This window comes from Geothermobacter ehrlichii (assembly GCF_008124615.1).
GTDB classification, from domain to species: domain Bacteria; phylum Desulfobacterota; class Desulfuromonadia; order Desulfuromonadales; family Geothermobacteraceae; genus Geothermobacter; species Geothermobacter ehrlichii.
In genome coordinates this window covers 177976-198273 of sequence record NZ_VNIB01000004.1, presented here as the reverse complement: position 1 = coordinate 198273, position 20298 = coordinate 177976, and the positions used below count along the sequence as shown (strand labels likewise).

19 protein-coding genes are annotated in these 20298 nt (G+C 63.1%); 8 read left to right on the top strand and 11 right to left on the bottom strand.

All coding sequences use genetic code 11. The annotated features are described in order from the left end of the window. Positions 1 to 127 precede the first annotated feature (127 nt). Positions 128 to 589 carry an Lrp/AsnC family transcriptional regulator gene (locus EDC39_RS06275; protein WP_148895528.1) on the bottom strand — a complete coding sequence of 154 codons (462 nt, stop codon included), beginning with the start codon at positions 587 to 589 and terminating at the stop codon, positions 128 to 130. A gap of 122 nt (positions 590 to 711) precedes the next feature. On the opposite strand from EDC39_RS06275, the gene EDC39_RS06270 reads away from it, so the two are divergent. The 3 genes from EDC39_RS06270 to EDC39_RS06260 all read left to right on the top strand — a co-directional run bounded on the left by EDC39_RS06270 (position 712) and on the right by EDC39_RS06260 (position 3218). Next, on the top strand, positions 712 to 1695 hold the full coding sequence (locus EDC39_RS06270) for a hypothetical protein (RefSeq protein ID WP_148895527.1): 984 nt from the start codon (positions 712 to 714) through the stop codon (positions 1693 to 1695). A 100-nt stretch (positions 1696 to 1795) separates the two neighbouring features. Continuing rightward, positions 1796 to 2266 carry a pyridoxamine 5'-phosphate oxidase family protein gene (locus tag EDC39_RS06265; protein ID WP_148895526.1) on the top strand — a complete coding sequence of 157 codons (471 nt, stop codon included), beginning with the start codon at positions 1796 to 1798 and terminating at the stop codon, positions 2264 to 2266. 28 nt (positions 2267 to 2294) lie between these two features. Then, positions 2295 to 3218: a DMT family transporter gene (locus tag EDC39_RS06260; protein ID WP_148895525.1), complete on the top strand. Its 924-nt coding sequence runs from the start codon at positions 2295 to 2297 to the stop codon at positions 3216 to 3218. Positions 3219 to 3310: 92 nt separating this feature from the next. On the opposite strand, the gene EDC39_RS06255 is transcribed toward EDC39_RS06260, so the two are convergent. From EDC39_RS06255 to EDC39_RS06245, 3 genes are all read right to left on the bottom strand, one after another. Next, positions 3311 to 4201 carry a bifunctional transcriptional activator/DNA repair enzyme AdaA gene (locus EDC39_RS06255; protein ID WP_148895524.1) on the bottom strand — a complete coding sequence of 297 codons (891 nt, stop codon included), beginning with the start codon at positions 4199 to 4201 and terminating at the stop codon, positions 3311 to 3313. 178 nt (positions 4202 to 4379) lie between these two features. After that, entirely contained in the window at positions 4380 to 5144 is a 765-nt protein-coding gene (locus EDC39_RS06250) for an ABC transporter permease (protein ID WP_222862842.1), read from the bottom strand. A gap of 232 nt (positions 5145 to 5376) precedes the next feature. Continuing rightward, positions 5377 to 5502, bottom strand: a complete 126-nt coding sequence (locus EDC39_RS06245; protein ID WP_148895523.1) for a 30S ribosomal protein THX — start codon at positions 5500 to 5502, stop codon at positions 5377 to 5379. A 190-nt stretch (positions 5503 to 5692) separates the two neighbouring features. On the opposite strand from EDC39_RS06245, the gene EDC39_RS06240 reads away from it, so the two are divergent. Beyond that, a complete protein-coding gene (locus EDC39_RS06240; protein ID WP_148895522.1) occupies positions 5693 to 6589 on the top strand; it encodes a DMT family transporter in 897 nt (298 codons plus the stop codon). A 15-nt stretch (positions 6590 to 6604) separates the two neighbouring features. After that, complete coding sequence (locus tag EDC39_RS15310; RefSeq protein WP_187426673.1) at positions 6605 to 6769, top strand: hypothetical protein; 165 nt, start codon at positions 6605 to 6607, stop codon at positions 6767 to 6769. Between the two features lie 86 nt (positions 6770 to 6855). On the opposite strand, the gene EDC39_RS06235 is transcribed toward EDC39_RS15310, so the two are convergent. From EDC39_RS06235 to EDC39_RS15705, 6 genes are all read right to left on the bottom strand, one after another. After that, positions 6856 to 9123, bottom strand: coding sequence for an inorganic phosphate transporter (locus tag EDC39_RS06235; RefSeq protein ID WP_148895521.1), 2268 nt, complete (start codon positions 9121 to 9123; stop codon positions 6856 to 6858). Positions 9124 to 9533: 410 nt separating this feature from the next. After that, positions 9534 to 10298, bottom strand: coding sequence for an amino acid ABC transporter ATP-binding protein (locus EDC39_RS06230; protein WP_148895520.1), 765 nt, complete (start codon positions 10296 to 10298; stop codon positions 9534 to 9536). 14 nt (positions 10299 to 10312) lie between these two features. Beyond that, complete coding sequence (locus tag EDC39_RS06225) at positions 10313 to 11398, bottom strand: amino acid ABC transporter permease (protein WP_148895519.1); 1086 nt, start codon at positions 11396 to 11398, stop codon at positions 10313 to 10315. A 2-nt stretch (positions 11399 to 11400) separates the two neighbouring features. Then, on the bottom strand, positions 11401 to 12576 hold the full coding sequence (locus tag EDC39_RS06220) for an amino acid ABC transporter permease (protein WP_148895518.1): 1176 nt from the start codon (positions 12574 to 12576) through the stop codon (positions 11401 to 11403). An 84-nt stretch (positions 12577 to 12660) separates the two neighbouring features. Next, positions 12661 to 13680 carry an amino acid ABC transporter substrate-binding protein gene (locus tag EDC39_RS06215; RefSeq protein ID WP_148895517.1) on the bottom strand — a complete coding sequence of 340 codons (1020 nt, stop codon included), beginning with the start codon at positions 13678 to 13680 and terminating at the stop codon, positions 12661 to 12663. A 274-nt stretch (positions 13681 to 13954) separates the two neighbouring features. After that, the gene (locus tag EDC39_RS15705; protein ID WP_281289732.1) at positions 13955 to 14083 is read right to left on the bottom strand and encodes a hypothetical protein; all 129 of its coding nucleotides are present in this window, start codon (positions 14081 to 14083) and stop codon (positions 13955 to 13957) included. 125 nt (positions 14084 to 14208) lie between these two features. Here EDC39_RS15705 and EDC39_RS06210 point away from each other — a divergent pair, with 125 nt between their 5' ends. The 3 genes from EDC39_RS06210 to EDC39_RS06200 all read left to right on the top strand — a co-directional run bounded on the left by EDC39_RS06210 (position 14209) and on the right by EDC39_RS06200 (position 19541). Next, positions 14209 to 16251, top strand: coding sequence for an ATP-dependent helicase (locus tag EDC39_RS06210; RefSeq protein WP_148895516.1), 2043 nt, complete (start codon positions 14209 to 14211; stop codon positions 16249 to 16251). 110 nt (positions 16252 to 16361) lie between these two features. Next, complete coding sequence (locus EDC39_RS06205) at positions 16362 to 18380, top strand: putative bifunctional diguanylate cyclase/phosphodiesterase (RefSeq protein ID WP_187426672.1); 2019 nt, start codon at positions 16362 to 16364, stop codon at positions 18378 to 18380. A 117-nt stretch (positions 18381 to 18497) separates the two neighbouring features. Beyond that, positions 18498 to 19541 carry a TRAP transporter substrate-binding protein gene (locus tag EDC39_RS06200; RefSeq protein ID WP_246140191.1) on the top strand — a complete coding sequence of 348 codons (1044 nt, stop codon included), beginning with the start codon at positions 18498 to 18500 and terminating at the stop codon, positions 19539 to 19541. A gap of 261 nt (positions 19542 to 19802) precedes the next feature. On the opposite strand, the gene EDC39_RS06195 is transcribed toward EDC39_RS06200, so the two are convergent. Then, on the bottom strand, positions 19803 to 20132 hold the full coding sequence (locus tag EDC39_RS06195; protein ID WP_148895514.1) for a cytochrome b5 domain-containing protein: 330 nt from the start codon (positions 20130 to 20132) through the stop codon (positions 19803 to 19805). Between the last annotated feature and the right edge of the window lie 166 nt (positions 20133 to 20298).

The window sequence follows — 20298 nt, the reverse complement described above, 5'->3', positions numbered from 1 at the left end:
ACCAGGTGGTCGTCGCCGTGTGACACCGCCACCTTCGGCCTGTCCCAGGACTTCCCGCCCGTATCCATCTGCAGGCTGTTGCCGGGGGGGCAGAAATCCTCGATAATGCCTTCAATATCCTTTGTTCTCATATCTCTCCCACCGGAATCGCGGTTTCGAACTTGATCCGCTCCATGGCGAACAGGGTGCGGAACTTGACCACGTTGGGGTCGTGGTTGAAGAGCCGGTTGCAGATCGCCTGATACTCCTTCATGTCGACCAAGTGGATGACCAGCAGCACGTCGGTTTCGCCGGTGACGCTGTAGACCTGGGTCACCGCTGGTTCCTTCGCGAGCAGATCGAGAAACTGTCGCTGCGCCTCGGCGCCGTGGCGCTCGAGCGTGACCTCGACAATGGCGGTCAGGCCACGGCCAAGCCGGTCGGGATCGGCCAGGGCGACCGTTTTCAGCAGGACGCCTTTCTGTTTCAGTCGTTTGACCCGGCGCAGACAGCTGGAAGGGGAGAGGTTGACGCGGTCGGCCAGCTCGGCGTTGGTCAGATCGGCGTTGTGTTGCAGAACCTCGACAATGCGGCGATCAATGGCATCCATGTGCAATATTTCTCCATTTAGGTGTGCTCTATTGCAACAGTATGTCACAAAAGCGGCCATTTTGCTCCCCTATTTCATCCAGGCTGCACTATTCTTTGGCCACGGAGGTGCCCGGGAGAACCATGAAACCACTGATTCAGGTGAACGAGATTGTCCGCGATGGCGTCCGGCTTTACCTGGAGCTGCTCAAGGTGATGGTGCCGGTGATGGTGCTGGTGCGCGTCGCCGTGGAGCTGGGAGCCATCGAGCTGACCGGTCGGCTGGTGGCGCCGGTGATGGGACTGGTCGGTCTTCCCGGCGAGATGGGGTTCGTCTGGGTGACCGCCATGCTGGTCAACATCTACGCCGGAGCCGCCGCTCTGCTGACCCTGCTGCCGACGGTACCGCTGACCGTGGCCCAGGCGACCGTGCTGGGTGCGATGATCCTCATCGCCCATTCGCTGCCGGTGGAACAGCGCATCGCCCAGAAGGCCGGTGCCGGGTTTCTCTTTACCCTGGTTCTGCGTCTGATTGCAGCGCTGGTCTATGGGGTGATTCTCAACCTGATCTATGCCGGGTTCGAATCGATGCAGCAGCCGTCCCGGGTGGTCTTTCTGCATCTGACACCGCCGGCCTCCGGCTGGGGGGAGTGGCTGGTTGCCAGTGTCCGCTCGCTCTGGTCGATCTTCTGGATTATCCTGACCCTGCTGACTGGTCTGCGTCTGCTCGACCGTTTCGGCGTCACCGCGTGGATCGCCCGGCTCCTGCAGCCGGTGCTGCGGTTGATGGGGATCGGCACCACGGCCACCTCCATGACGGTGACCGGCAGCCTGCTGGGGATCTCCTTCGGCGGCGCGCTCATCCTGCAGGATGTGCGCAGCGGCATGGTCTCGGCCCGGGACGTTTTTCTCAGCCTCTGTTTCATGTGCATCTGCCACAGTCTGATCGAGGACACCCTGTTTGTGATGGCCGTCGGCGGGCACTGGTCAGGGCTGCTGGGGCGCTTTCTCTTCGCTCTGATCCTGACCGGCTTGCTGGCCCGGCTGGTTCAGAGGCTCCCGACCCGGACGGTGGAGCGCTTCCTTTTCGGGCGGTCCGTCCGGTCAGCCGGTTCCGGTGCCGGGTAGAACGCCCTTCGGATGTCGAGCTTCCGGAAACCGGCCATGCGTCGCAGTGATCGCAGATTGAGCGAGGAACAGTGCCGGGGGCTGCCAGGGCAGCCCGCGTCTGCCGGTTGGCCCTTTACGATCCGGAGGCCGGGGCCCCTACATCGTGCCGTTGACCTTCAGCTGGCAAGATGACCGGCTGGTCTTTCATGCCGCCAGAATCGGCCGCAAGCTGGATCTGATCCATCGGAAGGGCAGGGCTGCCTTCGAGATCGACCTGCACTCCGAGGTGGTTGTTGCGGCACAGGCCTGTGACTGGACGGTCAGGTTTGCCAGTCTGGTCGGCAGCGGTCCGATAAGGATTCTCGAAGACGAGGATGAAAAGGGCCGGGCTCTTGAGGTCCTGATGCGGCATAACAGGCATACGGGCCCCCTCGAGATACCGGTCGCGGCGGTGCGCGGGACGGCGGTTTTCAAGCTGCAGATCGAAGAGATGAGTGGCAAGTGCAACGATCTGGAATGGTTCAGTCAGGTCGTGAACCGGAACAAGGACAATGATGAGCTCTCTTCGTCTTCAGGCGGAGGGGGATGAACACACTCAAGGAGTCAGTAGACAACCCATGAAACAGGGAACCCTCAAGGCCGACATCCTGCTACTCATGACCGCCACCATCTGGGGCTTTGCCTTCGTTGCCCAGCGCGTCGGCATGGACTATGTCGGCCCCTTCACCTTCAACGGGGTGCGCTTCGCCCTCGGCAGCCTGTCGCTGCTGCCTCTGATCCTGCTGCTCGGCAAACGGCAGTCGCAGCCGAAGGGGATCGAGCGTATCCCGGTTTTCAAGGGAGCGCTACTGGCCGGGCTGGCGCTCTTTGCCGGATCTTCCCTGCAGCAGGCAGGACTGGTCTACACCACTGCCGGCAATGCCGGGTTCATCACCGGTCTCTACGTGGTGCTGGTGCCGATTGTCGGGCTGTTCTGGCGCCAGCGGCCACGTGTTGGCACCTGGATCGGCGCGATGCTGGCGGTGGTGGGGCTCTACTTTCTGAGTGTCACCTCCGATTTCACCATCTCCTTCGGTGATTTTCTCGTCCTGCTCGCGGCTTTTTTCTGGGCCGGGCATGTGCTGCTGATTGGCTGGCTGGCGCCGCGCACCGACCCCCTCAAGCTGGCCTCGGCCCAGTTCGCCGTCTGCGCGGCGCTGAGCCTGCTGACCGCCCTTGCCGTCGAGCAGGTGAGTCTGCAGGGGATTCTCGATGCCACGGTCCCCATCCTCTACGGCGGGCTCGGCTCGGTGGGGATTGCCTATACCCTGCAGGTCATCGCCCAGCGCGATGCCCACCCCGCCCACTCGGCGATCATCATGAGCCTTGAAGGGGTGTTCGCCGCCCTCGGTGGCTGGTGGCTGCTGGGCGAAATCCTCACCCTGCGCGGGTTGTTCGGCTGCGGCCTGATGCTCGCCGGGATGATCGTTTCCGAGCTGTCGGTCTTCTTCGGGCAGAAAAAGCCGGATGCCGCGGGGGAATTGAGTCCGGTCGGAGAGTGAAGCCGCAACAGGGCAGCCTCGCCGCGATCTGCATCGGTTCGTTGCGACACTTGATTGCTTTCAGCCTGGTGAAGAAGGTGTGGGGGATCTCATCAAGGCATTGATGGGAACGATTCCCGTGTGCGGGAATCGGAAGTCTTTTCGTTTTTATCGACCAGTGCCGCCTCCCGCGCCAGGATCGCCCGCTTGCGGGTGGTCCCCCAGCGGTAGCCGCCGATGCCGCCATTGCTGCGCAGCACCCGGTGGCAGGGAATCAGATAGGCGATGGGATTGTGCCCCACGGCGGTGCCGACCGCCCGGTGCGCGCCCCGATGACCGACCGCGTCGGCCAGGGCGCCGTAGGTCACGACCGCCCCTTCCGGAATTTTCAGCAGTGCCTGCCAGACCTTGAGTTGAAAATTGGTCCCTTTCAGCAGCACCTTGAGCGGTTTTTGTCCGCGCTTTTGGGCCGGGGCGAAGATCTGCCCGACGATGTCTTCGCTCGTCCGCGGGTTCTCGACCAGGGACGCCTCCCGCCAGTTGTGGCGCAACTCTTCGAGGGCTCTGTCCCGGGTCTCCCGGTCGACGAAGGCGAGACTGCAGATGCCGCGTCCGGTGACGGCGATCAGGCATTCGCCGAAGGGGGTGGGATGATAGCCGTACTGCAGGTTCAGTTCACGCCCCCAACTCTTGTACTCGCCCGGCGTCATCGCCTCGACGCTGACGAAGAGATCGTGCAGACGCCCCGGTCCGCTCAGGCCGACATCGAGGGCGGCCTCCAGCACCGAGGCCGAGTCGCGCAGCAGTCTCTTGGCGCTTTCCACCGTCAGGTGCTGCAGAAAGCGCTTGGGGCTGACGCCGGCCCAGGCCTTGAACAGCCGTTGAAAATGGTAGGGACTCAGGCCGATATGGGCAGCGACCTCCTCCAGTGAAGGTTGGTCGGTGGCATGTTCCTCCAGAAAATGGATCGCCTGCTCGATGCGTCTGTAGTCAGGATGGTCCAAGGCGGCGCCTCCTGTTTGCTTCCCGGAGCTGAGTTTACAGGAACGCGGCCAGAATAAACAGGGGGCGCAGGAGAAGCCACCCGATTCTTGCGGCGGAAAGGATCAAGAGCACCAGGAAAATCGGCGTGTTTTTGACGCAGGGCCGGAGAGGAGCAGGGGCGGAGGAGGGCAGATGAGGTCAGGCCCTGGACCTGCCCCCTTGGTCGGACTGCCTGGAATGGTTCCTTACCCCCTCTGCCTCCATATACCGGCTGCGCAGGAAAAGGTAAATTCCCGACGCGAGTCCGGCCGTGCCGAACAGCATGGTCATGACTACAATCTGGTACCGGACCGCGACCAGGGGGGAGATTCCCGAAAGAATCTGCCCGGTCATCATGCCCGGCAGGGAGACAAGGCCGACGGCCAGGAGGGTGTTGGTCACCGGAATCAGTGAGGCTTCGAAGGCCGTGCGCCGTGCTTCCGCCACGGGCACGCCGCGCAGGCTTTCCGCCTGAAAGCGCTCCGCCCCAAGGCTGACCGCGTTCATGGCGCCGGCGAAGATCATCCCGGCCAGGGGGACGAGAAACCGGGGTGCGAACCAGGGGTCCATGCCAATGACCCCCTGGGTTACCAGGGCCAGCACCGGCAGGCTGCTTGCGCCTATGGCAACAAGTCCTGCCGCAAAGGCGGCCTTTTTGCCGTCTCTGACATGCCGGACCGCTATCCTGGTGGCGAAAAAGAGCATCACGGCCAGGACCAGCAGAACCAGCCTGTAGTCTTCGCTCTTGAAAACATAGACCAGAAGATAGCCAATGGCGATCAGCTGCAGCAGCATGCGCGCCAGGGCATACAGACCATGAAACGCCTTGGCCCGCCACGCGGCCATGAGGACAAGCGCAATGGCCGGCGGAACGAAGGTCAGCGCCAGGCCGGTCAGGGAAATGGTGGGGATGTTAGATGCCATAAGGCCTCCTTTTGCATCCAATCCTTTCTGTAGTATCTCGCCCTGACGAATTTGCAAGCGTCTGCCGCAATGGTGTCGGGGGGGGGCAGAAATCCTGGCCCGGGAGGCGAGGGGGCAAGTCCTGAATTACAAGTTCAAAACCTCTGTCTCCCCCTGTCCATCTACTCCCTGCACCAAAATAAAACGCCCCGCGGCTACAGCCGCGGGGCGTTTTATTGATGTGTCGCAGGCCTCAGGCCTTTTCCTTGGCGTCCTTCTGCGTCTGCGTCTTGCGCCCCTTCCAGGTTTTGGGGCGGGTTTTGCCGGTGGTGCCGCGCCAGATCTTGCCGCGCTTGGTTCTGCGATCTCCTTTGCCCATGGGGAATCCTCCTTTGAACCTGTTGCTGTTCTATTGACGATTCATCGTGGTTTCAGGGGTCACGCGATGCCAATGATTTAGATTCTCAGCGATTTTTTGTCAAGAGGGGGGGCGGAAGACTTTTCAGGATGGAAAAAACGCCCTATCATGGCGGAACTTTCTTCGGCCTGCTCTCGAAACGGATCCGCGCGTGCTTCTTACCTGTCTCAAACTCTACGGCGCCGCTCTTTTCTGGGGCGGCACCTTCGTCGCCGGCCGCTGGCTGGGAGGCACCACCTCGCCGGTGACGGCGGCCTTTTTCCGCTTTGTCGTCGCTTCGCTGGCGCTGCTGGTGCTCCACTGGCGGCGGGAAGGACCTCTGCCCCGTCTTTCGCCGCGGCAGGCTGCAGCCGTTCTGCTGCTCGGACTGACCGGCATCTGCGCCTACAATCTGCTCTTTTTCGAAGGGCTGACCCGGATCGCCGCCAGCCGGGCGGCCCTGATCATCGCCCTGAACCCGGTGGCCATCACGCTCGGTGCGGCGCTGATGTTCGGCGAGCCGCTGTCGCGCCTGCGGCTGCTGGGGGCGGCCATTTCCCTGGTCGGGGCGGTGGTGGTCATCACCCGCGGCGAACCGGGACTGCTGCTGGACGTGGGAGTCGGCGCCGGTGAGCTTCTCATTCTGGGCTGCGTGCTGAGCTGGACGCTCTACTCCCTGATCGGGCGGCGGGCGATGCGGGGGCTGACGCCACTGGGCGCCGTCTGCTGGTCGTCAGTAGCCGGCACTTTGCTGCTCGCCTGTTTCGCCCTGCCTGCCGGCAGTCTGCTCGAGGGGGCGCGGCTGACGGCGGGCAGCTGGCTGGCGATCGGCTATCTCGGGCTGTTCGGTACCGTTCTCGGTTTTCTGTGGTATTTCCAGGGTATCCGGGCGCTCGGACCGGCCCGGGCGGCGGTTTTCATCAACTTCGTGCCGGTCAACGGCGTCCTGCTGGCGACCCTGCTGCTGAACGAGCCTCCCGATTCTTCCCTGCTCGCCGGGGGAGCCCTGGTGCTGACCGGCGCCTGGCTGGCCATCCGGCCGGCGACCGGGACGCGGGCGAAAGGGTGAAGGAGCGGACGCCCCATGACGAAGAACGGTTCCACGTCCAGGAAAGGTCCGGCCCGGAAACGGACCGACAGCTCGTCCGGGCTGCTCATCGCCCGGCTGTTCAGTTTCACCGGCCGCCAGCTCCGGCACATCGATCCGGAGCATCGTCGCGTTGGCGAGGTCAGCTTCCAGCAGTCGTAGGCGACGGTGTTTTTCCCGTTTTGGCAAAAAGAACGCCCCCGTGCCGGCATGGCGCGGGGGCGTTCTTTTTGAGAGCGGCCAGGGAGTTAGCTGGAGGGGCCGTCCGTGCCCGGGCTTTGGATCCCGGAGAAGGATTCGTTGAAGATTTCCAGCAGTTCCAGGTTCTGCTTGGAAATCATCATGGCGTTGCCGATGATGCCGTAGTAGAGGATGCTCAGCCGTGTTTTCGAGGTGTTGTCCTTGATGCGTTCGACCTGCTTCTCGTTCAGTTCGGCGGCCAGCTGGCGCAGCTGGAGGTCCTTTTCCTCGATGCCGCCCAGGTCGGCGATACGGCCGCGGCTGATCATGTCGGCGACGTCGAGCAGAATGGCCCGGATCTGCTCCCGTACCTGCTGCAGTTCCTCGATCTGCTCCGGCAGCAGGCCCTTGTGCTGGTTGCCGACGTGGGTGTAGGCGCGCAGGACGATGTCGCGGTGGCCGTCGGTCAGCTTCTGCAGCCGGCGGACGGTCTGGGCGTACTTGTGGCTGATGCGCATCCCTTTTTGCGCCAGCAGGCGCATCGCCTTGAAGATGTTGGCGCTGATGATGTTCGACCACTGCTGGTATTGGGTCAGTTTCTTGCGCTCGTAGCCGATGCGGTCGAAATTTCCCTTGAACAGGGCGTCGAGGGTGGCGTCGAGGGAGTCGGCGAGTTCCTTGAGCAGCAGGCTCATGTGTTCGAAGGTGGTAGCGATGGCGGTGTTGGCGTCCTCCACCGACTCCAGGTTGAAGATCGCCTGCTTCTTGCTCTGCTCTTCCATTTGGCGGTGCTTGCGGTGGGCGTTGTAGATCAGCACCGCCGCCAGCACCAGCAGCAGAATGACGCCGACGCCTTTGGTGTAGAAGATGATGGCGGCGAAGATGCCGGCGAAGGTGAAGGCGATGACGGCGGTCATGAACCAGCCGCCGATGACGGTCAGCACGCCGGTGACGCGGTAGACGGCGCTTTCCCGCCCCCAGGCCCGGTCGGCGAACGACGTGCCCATGGCGACCATGAAGGTGACGTAGGTGGTCGACAGGGGGAGCTTGTTGGCGGTGGCGTAGGAGATGACGGCGCTGGCGACCATCAGGTTGACCGAGGCGCGGATCAGGTCGAAGGAGGGACGGCCGCCGGCTCCCTGCACCTGAGGTATGTTTTCGGTGTCGAACCGCTCACCGATCCAGCGGCGGATCGGGGCCGGAATCAGAACCCGGATGCTGTCGGAAAAATAGAGCACCAGGCGGACGATGGCGCGCGACAGGCCGATCGATTCGAAACGCTCGACCCCTTCTTCCTGCTGGCTGAGCTGGATGGTTGTTTCGGTGACGCTGCGAGCCTTGCGCGACAGGAAGAGGGTGGCGACCATGATGGCGCCGGCGACCAGCAGGTAACTGGTTTCGGAAGGTACCTTTCTGCTCAGCGCGCCCATGGTGACGTGCAGCGGATCGGCGCTGGCCATGGCCGCCTTGAAGGCGTGCAGACCGGCCATGGGGACGCCGATGAAGTTGACCAGGTCGTTGGCGGCAAAGGCCAGGGCCAGGGCGAAGGTGCCGACCAGGATGATCGGCTTGAGGATGTTGACTTTCAGCGACTGCAGAATCTGCAGCACCACGGCGGAGACGACGAAGATGGCGCCCATCAGCAGCGGCCCGTGTCCCTTGATCCAGGCGATGTTCTCCCCGGTCATGAAGGAGGCGCCCTTGGCTCCCTTGATCAGGATGAAGTAGGTGATCGACGCCATGGCGATGCCGCCCCAGATGGCGCCGTAACGGCGCATCCGCTTCTGGTAGTCGAAGGTGAAGAGCAGCCGGGTGAGAAACTGGACGATGGCGCCGCAGACGAAGGCGACGGCGACCGAGAAGAGGATGCCCATGATGATGGCGATGGCCTTGGCCGAGTTGATGTACTGGCCGATGGTGGCCAGGCTGTCGCCGGCGTCGACAATCTTGAGCAGCGAGACGACCACCGCCGCACCGAGCAGTTCGAAGACCACCGAGACGGTGGTCGAGGTCGGCAGGCCGTAGGTGTTGAACAGGTCGAGCAGAATGATGTCGCTGATCATCACCGCCAGAAAGATGGTCAGCAGCTCCGGCATGGTGAAGAACTCGGGATGAAAGATTCCCTTGCGGGCCACTTCCATCATGCCGCTGGAGAAGAGCACGCCGGCCAGCAGGCCGAAGGCGGCGACGGTCAGGATGACGTTGCGCGAGGCGACCCGGGCGCCGATGGGCGAATTGATGAAGTTGACCGCATCGTTGCTGACACCCACCACCAGGTCAAGGGTGGCGATGAGAATCAGGATGCCGACGCCGACTGCGAAGAATTCAGTTCCCATGTTGCTAACCTCTTTGTTCGCGAAGAATGAATCCGGTCAGAAAACCTCGCCCCCGGCGCGACGGAAGGGCGCGGGGCGGCTCGGCGACAGGCGTTCTTTCGGCGCTGTTCTGCCGGACATTTTTTCCGTTTTCGGGCCAAAGACAGAGGCCGGCTTCATCTCCCGGTGCCGGTCGTCTTCTGTCCGGGGCGTTTATATCATTATTGGTCAGACATTTCTGCCATAAAATTTATCTGCCGAGACAAAAAATGGAATCAGGTGAGGCATGGCAGATCGGCGGCTGGGGAGGGAAGATCGGAGGACCGCCAGAAGGGCGCGACATCATGCAGCGCCTCTGTTTTGTGCGGTTTCGCTGTTGGCCGGTTGGTGCCGCCGTTGGTGGCGACACCAACTGGCCAGCCAGGCTGTTGTTACAGGATCTGGCTCAAAAAGAGCCTGGTCCGGTCGTTCTGCGGATTGGCGAAGAATTCGTCCGGCGTGTTCTGCTCTACGATCTGGCCGTCGTCCATGAACATCACCCGGTCGGCGACGCTCTTGGCGAAGCCCATCTCGTGCGTGACCACCAGCATGGTCATCCCCTCCTCGGCCAGTTCGACCATGACGTCGAGCACCTCCTTGACCATTTCCGGGTCGAGGGCGCTGGTCGGCTCGTCGAAGAGCATGATCTTCGGCTTCATGCACAGGCTGCGGGCGATGGCGACCCGCTGCTGCTGGCCGCCGGAAAGCTGGCCGGGGTACTTTTTCGCCTGTTCGGCGATCTTGACCTTTTCCAGGTACATCATGGCCATCTCCTCGGCCTCTTTCTTCGGTGTCTTGCGCACCCAGATGGGGCCGAGGGTCAGGTTCTCGAGGATGGTCAGGTGGGGGAAGAGGTTGAAATGCTGGAAGACCATGCCGACCTCGGCGCGCACCTTTTCGATGTTCTTGATGTCGTTGGTCAGCTCGATGCCGTCGACGACGATGCGGCCGCGCTGATGCTCCTCGAGCCGGTTGATGCAGCGGATCATGGTCGATTTGCCCGAGCCCGAGGGACCGCAGATGACGATGCGCTCGCGCGGCTGCACCTGCAGGTTGATGTCCTTGAGGACATGGAAGTCCCCGAACCACTTGTGCATGCTTTCGATGATGATGATCGGGCCGGTGCCCGTTAAGGTGGCGGAAGTCTGTCCGTTCATGGTGTCCTGTCCGTTCAGCGTCCGGTGTTCAGTTCCTTTTCCAGCCGGCGGCTGTAGCTCGACATGGCGTAGCAGCAGACGAAGTAGAGCGCGGCCAGAAAGAGATAGGCCTCGGTGGAAAAGCCCATCCATTCCGGGTTCGAGAGGGTGACCTTGGTGGTCTTCAGCACGTCGTAGAGGGCGATGATGACCACCAGCGAGGTATCCTTGAAAGCCGAGATCAGAATGCCGACCGTCGGCGGGATGACGATTTTCAGGGCTTGCGGCAGGATGATCAGCCGCATGGTCTTGCCGTAGTTCAGTCCCAGCGAGTCGGCCGCCTCGTACTGCCCCTTGGGGATGGCCTGCAGGCCGCCGCGCACCACCTCGGCGATGTAGGCGGCGGTGAAGAGGATGATCGCCACCTGCGCGCGCAGCACCTTGTCGAAGGTCACCCCTTCCGGCAGAAAGAGGGGGAACATGACCGACGACATGAAGAGCAGACTGATCAGGGGCACGCCGCGGATCAGCTCGATGTAGACCACGCACATCGACTTGATGGCCGCCAGCTTCGAGCGCCGTCCCAAGGCGAGCAGGACGCCGAGGGGATAGGCGAAGACCATGCCGAAGAAGGAGAGGAGCAGGGTCAGCGGCAGGCCGCTCCACTTGCCGGTCTCGACCACCGGCAGCCCCAGGCCGCCGTGCATCAGCCAGCCCATCAGCAGGATGCCGACCAGCCAGATGACGGCGAGGGATTTTTTCCAGCGGCGGCGGTCCTTGGAATAGAAGGCCAGTCCCACCAGCAGGATCATGGTCAGGGCCGGCCGCCATTGCTGGTCCTCGGGGAAGAAGCCGAAGAAGATGAAGCGGACGTTCTTCGGGATGATCGACCAGCAGGCGCCGCCGCCCTCGCGGCAGACGCCGGGATCGGTGTACCAGTGGCTTTCGATGAAAGCCCATTTGACCAGGGGCGGTATCGTCAGCCAGAGCAGATAGAGGGTCGCCAGGGTGAGCAGCGAGTTGAACCAGCCATTGAACAGGTTCTCCCGCAGCCAGCCGAGGACACCGACCTTGGTGACCGGAGGCCGGATCTCTTCATTGTCACGGATCAGGTCGCTCATGGTCAACGCTCTACCAGGGCCATTTTCTTGTTGTACCAGTTCATGAACAGCGAGGTGGACAGGCTGAAGAAGAGATAGACCAGCATGATCAGTGCCACGCCCTCGATCGCCTGTCCGGTCTGGTTGATAGTGGTGTTGGCCACCGAAACGAAATCGGCGTAGCCGATGGCGATGGCCAGCGAACTGTTCTTGGTCAGATTGAGCATCTGGCTGGTGACCGGTGGGATGATCACCCGCAGCGCCTGCGGCAGCACCACCAGCCGCAAGACCTGTCCCGGCTTCAGGCCGATCGACATGGCCGCCTCGATCTGTCCCTTGCTCACGGCCTGGATGCCGGCACGCACGATTTCGGCCACGAAGGCCGAGGTGTAGAGGATCAGGCCGATGAGCAGGGCGCTGAACTCGGGACTGACGGTCAGCCCGCCGCGAAAGTTGAAACCGCGCAGCACCGGAACGTCCATTGCCGTCGGCGCGCCGGCCAGCAGCCAGACCGCAAGCGGCAGCAGAACGGTGAGGGCCATCCCCATCCGGTGCACCGGCAGCAGCCTGCCGGTGCGGTCCTGCACCCGGTGTCCCCAGCGGACCAGCAGAAACCAGCCGACGATGCCGACGCCGGCGGCGGCCAGCATCCAGACATGGGACGGGTGCGCGGCCGGGACGGCGAAGATGAGGCCGCGGTTGCAGAGAAAGAGCCCCGGCAGCGGGTTCAGCGCCTGGCGCGGCGAGGGGAAGGCCTCGTAGAAGATGGCGTACCAGAAGAAGAGCTGCAGCAGCACCGGAATGTTCTGCATCACTTCGATGAAGGCCACCGAAAGCCGGGAAACCAGCCAGTTGTGCGACAGCCGCGAGATGCCGATGATGGTGCCGAGAATCAGCGAGAAGAAGATGCCGACGGAAGAGACCTTCAGGGTGTTGAGGGCGCCGACCAGCAGGGCCCTGCCGTAGGTGTCCGCCGCCGAATAGGGGATGGGCGGCTCGGCGATTTCGAAGCCGGCCTCGCGCTCCAGAAAGCCGAAGCCGGTGGCGATCGACTGGCGCTGCAGGTTGGCCTGGGTGTTGACGAAGAGGGTGTAGCCGATGGCCAGAGCCGTCAGCAGGACCGCCGCCTGAAAGAGGTGTCCCCGTTTCACCGGGTCGCGCCAGAAGGGGACCTTGCTCCGGTATTCGGTTGTTGCCATGTCAGGAGTGTTCAAAACGGATAACGTGATATTGCGAGAAATGGGGAGGCACCGGGCGGTGCCTCCCCCGCAAAGGACGACAGTTTACTTGAAGGGGGGCGTGTACATCAAGCCGCCTTTGGTCCACAGGGCGTTCAGGCCGCGCTCGAGGCCGAGCTTGGTGTTGACGCCGACGTTGCGCTCGAAGACCTCGCCGTAGTTGCCGACCTGCTTGATGATGTTGTAGGCCCACTTCTCGTCCAGGCCCAGGGCCTTGCCGTTGCCGGGAGTGACGCCGAGGAAGCGCTGGATGGCCGGGTCCTTGCTCTTGAGCATCTGGTCGACGTTCTTCGAGGTGATGCCGAACTCCTCGGCCTGGATCATGGCCATGACGGCGAAGTCGACGATGTCGCGGAACTGGTCGTCACCGTGGCGGACGGCCGGCGCCAGGGGCTCCTTGGAGATGATTTCCGGCAGGATGACGTAATCCTTCGGATTGGGGGCGACGGCGCGGATGCCGGCGAGCTGCGAGGCGTCGGAGGTCATCACGTCGCAGCGGCCGGCGAAGAAGGTCTTGGACAGTTCGGCGGTCGATTCGATGACCACCGGTTTCCAGGACATACCGTTGCTGCGGAAGTAGTCGGCCACGTTCTGCTCGGTGGTGGTGCCGGGCAGAACGCAGATGGTGGCGCCGTCCAGCTCCTTGGCGCTCTTGACGCCGAGTTTCTTCGGCACCATGAAGCCCTGGCCGTCGTAGTAGTTGACGTGCACGAAATTGAGGCCGAGCTGGGTTTCGCGGCTCAGGGTGCGGGTGGCGTTGCGGGTCAGGATGTCGATTTCGCCCGACTGCAGGGCGGTGAAGCGCTGCTGGGCGGTCAGCGGGGTGAACTTGACCTTGCTGGCGTCGCCGAAGATGGCGGCGGCCACGGCACGGGCGGTGTCGACGTCGAGGCCGCGCCAGACCCCTTTTTCGTCCGGCATGCCGAAGCCGAACAGGTCGCCGTTGACGCCGACCTGGATGAAGCCTTTCTTCCGGACCGCATCGAGGTCCTTGCCGGCGAAGGCGACGCCGGCCATGAGCAGGGACATTCCGACAACCAGGGCGATCAGTCTCGTCAGTTTCATCTCTTTGTCTCCTCCATTGTCTGTGATGGGTATCCGGCGCAAATGGCCGGATTCATTCAGCAAGCTTAGCCGCTTTTCGCCTTTCGAAAAGGGCCGGCGGCCGACATTGAACATCTTGAGGGGGCAGGTCGAAGCGCTTATTTGTCCGGCAAAAAAAGGATGTTCGGCAAAATCAAACAGAGTTTGATTCTATACGGCAGGGACAGGGGGCTTGTCAAATGGAAAATACGGCTGCCGGGGGTGGAAAATGGCGTTGCGGAAAGAGACGGGTCGCTCAGCGGCTGGCGGTCGCCGGCGGCGGGGACACGGCGGTGGCCTGGCCGGCCGGTCCCGTGCCCCAGGAGATGAAGAGCAGGGAGGCCCAGATGATGCCGATCAGAAGAACGAAGAGGCGCGCTTTCATGGTTGCGCAATCTAGCCCATCCGCCGGTCGAAATCAAGCGCTTGTCCGGGACGGGGCGCTGTGGTATTTTTCGCCTCCTTCCCTGCGACCGACAGATACCGATTCAGCATTCCGGACTTCATTCGATGATCGATCTGGCTACTCTCAATCCCCAGCAGCGCGCGGCGGTGGAACATGGCGAGGGCCCGCTGCTGCTTCTGGCCGGCGCCGGTTCCGGCAAGACCCGGGTCATCACCTTTCGCATCGCCTGGCTGGTCCAGGCCCGCGGGGTGGCCGCCGAACAGATTCTGGCGGTCACCTTCACCAACAAGGCGGCGCGGGAGATGCGCGAACGGGTTGCGGAGCTCATCGGCTCCGGGCAGGCGCGGAAGATGACCATCTCCACCTTTCACGCGCTCTGTTCAGCGATTCTGCGCCAGCACATCCAGCGCCTCGGCTACCGGCGCAATTTCACCATCTACGATGCCGCCGACCAGCTCAGGCTGGTGCGCGATCTGCTGGCCCGTCACGATTTCGCCGGCCGCGGCTTTGCCGCCGAACAGATTCTCTGGGTCATTTCCGACTGCAAGAACCGGCTGCTCGCGCCCGAGGATTTCCACCCCGCCGTTAATGACCCTCTGCAGCAGGCGGCGGCCGTCATCTACCCCGACTACCAGCAGGGGCTGCGGGCCTGCAACGCCGTCGATTTCGACGACCTGCTGCTGCTGACCCACCGGCTTTTTCTCGAGCACGAGGATGTCCTGGAGCAATGCCGGCAGCGGTTCCGGCATATCCTGGTCGACGAATACCAGGACACCAACACCGCCCAGTACCAGCTGCTGCGTCTGCTGGCCAGCCACGGCAATCTCTGCGTCGTCGGCGACGACGACCAGTCGATCTACGGCTGGCGGGGGGCCAACCTCGGCAACATTCTCGATTTCGAAAAGGACTTTCCCGGTACCCGCACCATCCGCCTGGAACAGAACTACCGGTCGACCGGAACCATTCTCGAAGCCGCCAACGCCGTGATCCGCCGCAACAGCCGCCGCAAGGAGAAGGCCCTCTGGACCGCCGGCGGCGCCGGCGAGCCGCTGGAGCTGATCGAGGCACCGGACGAGGAGGAAGAAGCCCGGCTGGTCGCCGAGCGCATCCAGGCGGAACGCTACCGGGGGCGGCGCTGGCGGGAGATGGCCATTCTCTACCGCACCAATGTTCAGTCGCGCCCCTTCGAGGAGCAGCTGCGCTATCTCGACATCCCCTACCGGCTGGTCGGCGGCCAGCAGTTCTTCGACCGCAAGGAGGTCAAGGACGCCGTCGCCTATCTCAAGGTGCTCTACAATCCGCGCGACGAAATCAGCCTGCTGCGGATTCTCAACTATCCGCGGCGGGGCATCGGCCCGACCAGCGTCGAAAAGCTGATCGCGCTGTGCAACCGGCGAGACGTCTCGCTCTGGGAGGTGTTGCGCGATCCGGACGAAGCCGGCCTCACCGACCAGGTGCGGGGCGAAATCGCCCTGTTCGTGCGGCTGATCGACACCTGGCGCTACCGCTTCGAGCAGGCCGACGATCTGCAGCAGACGGTGCGGCAGCTGTTCGACGAGCTCGGGCTCGAGGCCGAAATCCGGCGTACGGCCGGTAGCCGGGAGCAGGGGGATCGGCGCTGCGAGTTCCTGCAGGATGTGCTCAATGCCGTCGGCGCCTATCAGAATCGCGAAACCGCGCCGAGTCTGGCCGGTTTTCTGGAAAAGGTCTCCCTGCTCGACGACGATCGTCGGGAGGACGAGGAGGATGCAGAAGACGCCGTCACCCTGATGAGCCTGCACAGCAGCAAGGGGCTGGAATTTCCCCTGGTCTTTCTGGTCGGCATGGAGGAGGGCTGCCTGCCCCACCGCAAATCGGTCGATGCCCTCGAGGTCGAGGGCGGCTTCGATCCCCATCTTGAGGAGGAACGGCGGCTCTGCTATGTCGGCATCACCCGCGCCCGCGAGAAGCTGGTTCTGACCCGGGCTGCCAGTCGTCGCAAGAGGGGCCGGCCGGAGATGCGGGAGCCGAGCCGCTTTCTGCAGGAGATTCCCGAACGGCTGTTCACCGGCGGGGCGGTTTCGGGCCCGTCGCCGGAACGGGAGGAGGAGAAGGACCGGCGGGCGAAATCCTTCTTCTCCGACATCCAGTCGCTGCTCGGGGACTGAGCGTCCACTCTGGCGGCAATCTCTGATAAAGCTTGCGCGGCCGATCGCCGATGAGAAGCGAGGAGGGAGACGAGATTTTTCTCCGAAACCTTGTTTGCGAGGCGACGGCCATGTCACAACCTGCCACAGAGACGACTTTCGACTGGTTGCCACTGCCGGCCCTGCTGCTGGATGTCAGGGGCCGGCCGGTCGCCGGAAACCGGCGTTTCGGGGAATGCTTTCCGGATGCTTGTCGCGACGACGGTCTGGCCGGACTTCCGTCCTGGCTGGAAAAGCTGCCGGAGGAGCTCGCCGCCCGCGTCGCTCTTCCCGGCCAGCCGGTTTCGCTGCAGCTGCCGGTGGCGGATCCCGTACTGGCCTGCCGGCTGCCGGATGAGGCCGGCGGCGGCTGGCTGCTCCTTCTTCCGGACGAGAACGTCCGCTTCACGCCTGCCAGCGATGCCGATATCACCACCCTGCTCGAAGGTCTGCCCGATCCGGTCTGCGTGATCGAAGCGAAAACTCTCCGCATTGTCCACGCCAACCAGGTTTTTCGGGAGGCTTTTGCCGAAAAGGGTGACCCGATCGGCTGCACCTGCCACGAAATCACCCACGACAGCGTCTTTCCCTGCGCCGATGCCAGAGGACACTGCGCCGTGCGCCGGGCGATCGGCACAGGGCAGCGGGCCCGGGCCGAGCATGTCCATCCGGACGATGTTTGCGGGGAACGGTTCTTCGAGGCGATCGCCCAGCCGCTGGCCGGCTCTGGCGGCCGGGTTGACAAGGTGCTCTACTGCCTGCGGGACGTGACCGAAGCCCGGCGCTCGCGGGAGGAGATCCGGCAGCTTTCCAATTACGATCCTTTAACCGGCCTGCCCAACCGGGTTCTGTTCGTCAAGCGGCTGGGGACGGTGCTTGAGCGGGCGAGCCTGGAACGGAGCAGGGTGGCGGTGATGTTCCTCGATCTCGACCGCTTCAAGAGCATCAATGACACCCTGGGACACAACATCGGCGACATGCTGCTGCTCGGCATGAGCGGACGGCTGGGCGAATGCCTGCGCCGGGTCGACGTGGTGGCGCGGGTGGGCGGTGACGAGTTCGTGGTCATCCTGCCCGACCTGAAGGCGGAAGGGGAGGCGGAAGCGGTTGCCGAGCGCTGCCTGGCCCGGCTGGCCGAGGCGTTCGACATCGAGGGACAGGAGGTCTTCAGCACCGTCAGCATCGGTCTGGCCTACTTCCCCGACGATGGCCAGGACGAAGAATCGCTGCTGAAGAACGCCGAATTCGCCATGTACCAGGCCAAGGAGAAGGGGCGCAACACCTGGCAGCGTTTCTCGCTGGAGACCAATGCCGGGGCGGTGGAACGGCTGGTGCTCGAGACCGGGTTGCGGCATGCCCTGGAGCGGCAGGAGATCTTTCTGCATTTCCAGCCGCAGGTGCGCACCGTCGACGGCGTCTGGGTGGGGGCCGAAGCCCTCTGCCGCTGGCGGCACCCCTATCTGGGACAGGTGCCGCCGGTCAAGTTCATTCCGGTCGCCGAGGAATGCGGCCTGATTACCGAAATCGGTGCCTGGGTACTGGCCGAGGCCTGCCGGCAGGGCGTGGCCTGGCAGCGGCAGGGCCTGCCGGCGTTGCATATCGGGATCAACCTTTCCGCCCGGCAGTTCGCCACGCCGGGACTGGTGGAGAGTGTCGAGTCGATTTTGCGGCAGACCGGCATCGATCCCCGACTGGTCGAGCTGGAACTGACCGAGAGCATGCTGATGGATGACGCGGCGGGAGCGGCCGAGTTGCTGCACCGGCTGCGCCGGCTGGGGGTACGGCTTGCGATCGACGATTTCGGTACCGGCTATTCGTCTCTCAGCTACCTGAAGCATTTTCCCATCGACCGGGTGAAGATCGACCGCTCCTTCATCAAGGACCTGGAAACCGATCCGGACAGTGCCGCCATCGCCGGCGCCATCATCGCCATGTCGCACAGTCTCGGACTGGCGGTGGTCGCCGAGGGGGTCGAGACCGAGGGGCAGCTCGCCTTTCTGCGCGAGCGCGGCTGTGACGAAATCCAGGGATACTATTTCGGCAAGCCGATGAGCGCCGAGGATTTTTCCGCCTGTCTGCGGCGGCAGATGGCGGCTGCCGACCGTATCTGACTTTTCCTCAGTCCAGGATGATCGTCCCGCCGGCGGTCCGGATTCTGGCCGTCAGTCGCGGCGGTGTGCCCTGTGTTACCTTCACCCGGTCGCTCAGGCCGAGCTGTTCGAGAACCGTTGTCAGCCGCCGCGGCCGGTGCGGCGGTGGCGGTGGGGGCGCCCGCCGTTCACGCCAAGAAGACCTATCACTGGAAAATGGTTACCACCTGGCCGCCCAATTTCCCGGTTTTCGGCGAGAGCGCCAACCTGATCGCCAAGCTGGTCGAGCGGATGTCGGAGGGCCGGATGAAGATCTCCGTCTACGGTGGCGGTGAGCTGGTTCCGGCGCTGCAGGCTTTCGACGCCGTCAGCCAGGGGATGGTCGAGATGGGGCACGGCTGCGCCTACTACTGGGCCGGCAAGGCCCCGGCCGCCCAGTTTTTCGGTGCGGTGCCCTTCGGCATGAATTCCCAGCAGATGAATTCCTGGCTGCAGGACCAGGGGATGGACCTGTGGCGCGAGCTGTATGGCAATTTCAATTTGGTTCCCTTCTCGGTCGGGTTCTGCGGCGTGCAGATGGGCGGCTGGTTCAACCGTGAAATTAACACCCTCAAAGATCTCAAGGGACTGAAGATGCGGATTCCGGGTCTTGGCGGCAAGGTCATCGCCAAGGCCGGAGGTACGGCGGTTCTCTCCGCCGGCGGCGAGATCTACACCAATCTCGAGCGCGGCGTCATCGACGCCACCGAGTGGGTCGGCCCCTACCACGACTACAAGATGGGCTTCTACAAGGTCGCCAAGTACTACTACTATCCGGGCTGGCACGAGCCGGGAACCGCCATCGAGATGTTCGTCAACAAGAAGGCCTTCGAAAGCCTGCCCAGGGACCTGCAGCAGATCGTCGAGGCGGCGGCGCAGTTCTCCTGCAACTGGATGCTGGCCGAATTCGACGCCCAGAACAACAAGTACCTGCAGAAGCTGATCAACGACCACGGGGTGAAGCTGAAGAAGTTCCCCAGCGAGGTCCTCAGGCAGCTCAAGACCTACGCCGCCGAGGTGATTGCGGAAGTCACCGCCAAGGACGCGATGAGCAAGAAGGTTTATGCCAGCTACGGCAAGTTCCAGAAGATGGTGACCGACTGGAACAAGATTTCCGAGATGGCCTATCTCTCCATCGGCTGACGGATGGAGGGCCCCGCGCGTTGCGCGGGGCCCAGGGCCGCTGAAAAAGGCCTGTCTGCGGCGTTATCCTCATCTGTCCGGCACTCGACGTACGGCTTGAAGTACGCCTCATGCCTCGAGATTTCGGATGCCTTACATCCAGACCTTTTTGAGCGGCCTGCCGAAAAAAGGCCTGTCTGCAGCGTTATCCTCCCTCCTTGCGCATTCGACGATCGGTTTGAATGAACCTCCTGAAGTCGTATTGCCAACCGTTTCGGTTTTTCAATCCTGACAAAGAAGCAGCCAGAGCGCGACGGCGGCCAGGGCGATGACGGCGACGATGGTGGCGCCGATCAGGCCGGCCGCTTTCGGTGACGAACCGGTCACCGCCTCTTCCAGTCTGCCCACCACCGGAAAGCGCTCCATCACCGCCCGGACGTGCGGCGCCGATTTCAGTTCTTCCGTCAGGTCGGCTCCCGCCTGATGGATGTCCTGGTGGTTCCCTTCGGCCCACAGCGGGCTGGTGCTGACATCGTAGATCTTGCCGTTGACCGCGACATAGGCCTTTCGTCCTTCACGGCCGTCGTGACGGGCGAGTTCTTCACGGGTCATGGTCTGTTCCTCGTTTTTTTCTCCAACCTGAATCAGCGTGTCATGCCGGATGGAGAGTGCAAGTGCCTGGCCTGAATGGGTTTTTAAAAAATCTGAGGCCCCACCCATAGGTTCGCCGGCGATTCAGGTTCAAGGGTACCCCTTCGCGTCCGCGATACAAGCTGCT

Bases quoted from the DNA above. Each gene is read 5' to 3' on its own strand.
- EDC39_RS06275 (WP_148895528.1), bottom strand. From the start codon at position 589: ATGGATGCCATTGATCGCCGCATTGTCGAGGTTCTGCAACACAACGCC.
- EDC39_RS06270 (WP_148895527.1), top strand. From the start codon at position 712: ATGAAACCACTGATTCAGGTGAACGAGATTGTCCGCGATGGCGTCCGG.
- EDC39_RS06260 (WP_148895525.1), top strand. From the start codon at position 2,295: ATGAAACAGGGAACCCTCAAGGCCGACATCCTGCTACTCATGACCGCC.
- EDC39_RS06250 (WP_222862842.1), bottom strand. From the start codon at position 5,144: ATGGCATCTAACATCCCCACCATTTCCCTGACCGGCCTGGCGCTGACC.
- EDC39_RS06245 (WP_148895523.1), bottom strand. From the start codon at position 5,502: ATGGGCAAAGGAGATCGCAGAACCAAGCGCGGCAAGATCTGGCGCGGC.
- EDC39_RS15310 (WP_187426673.1), top strand. From the start codon at position 6,605: ATGACGAAGAACGGTTCCACGTCCAGGAAAGGTCCGGCCCGGAAACGG.
- EDC39_RS06235 (WP_148895521.1), bottom strand. From the start codon at position 9,123: ATGGGAACTGAATTCTTCGCAGTCGGCGTCGGCATCCTGATTCTCATC.
- EDC39_RS06230 (WP_148895520.1), bottom strand. From the start codon at position 10,298: ATGAACGGACAGACTTCCGCCACCTTAACGGGCACCGGCCCGATCATC.
- EDC39_RS06225 (WP_148895519.1), bottom strand. From the start codon at position 11,398: ATGAGCGACCTGATCCGTGACAATGAAGAGATCCGGCCTCCGGTCACC.
- EDC39_RS06220 (WP_148895518.1), bottom strand. From the start codon at position 12,576: ATGGCAACAACCGAATACCGGAGCAAGGTCCCCTTCTGGCGCGACCCG.
- EDC39_RS06215 (WP_148895517.1), bottom strand. From the start codon at position 13,680: ATGAAACTGACGAGACTGATCGCCCTGGTTGTCGGAATGTCCCTGCTC.
- EDC39_RS15705 (WP_281289732.1), bottom strand. From the start codon at position 14,083: ATGAAAGCGCGCCTCTTCGTTCTTCTGATCGGCATCATCTGGGCCTCC.
- EDC39_RS06210 (WP_148895516.1), top strand. From the start codon at position 14,209: ATGATCGATCTGGCTACTCTCAATCCCCAGCAGCGCGCGGCGGTGGAA.
- EDC39_RS06205 (WP_187426672.1), top strand. From the start codon at position 16,362: ATGTCACAACCTGCCACAGAGACGACTTTCGACTGGTTGCCACTGCCG.
- EDC39_RS06195 (WP_148895514.1), bottom strand. From the start codon at position 20,132: ATGACCCGTGAAGAACTCGCCCGTCACGACGGCCGTGAAGGACGAAAG.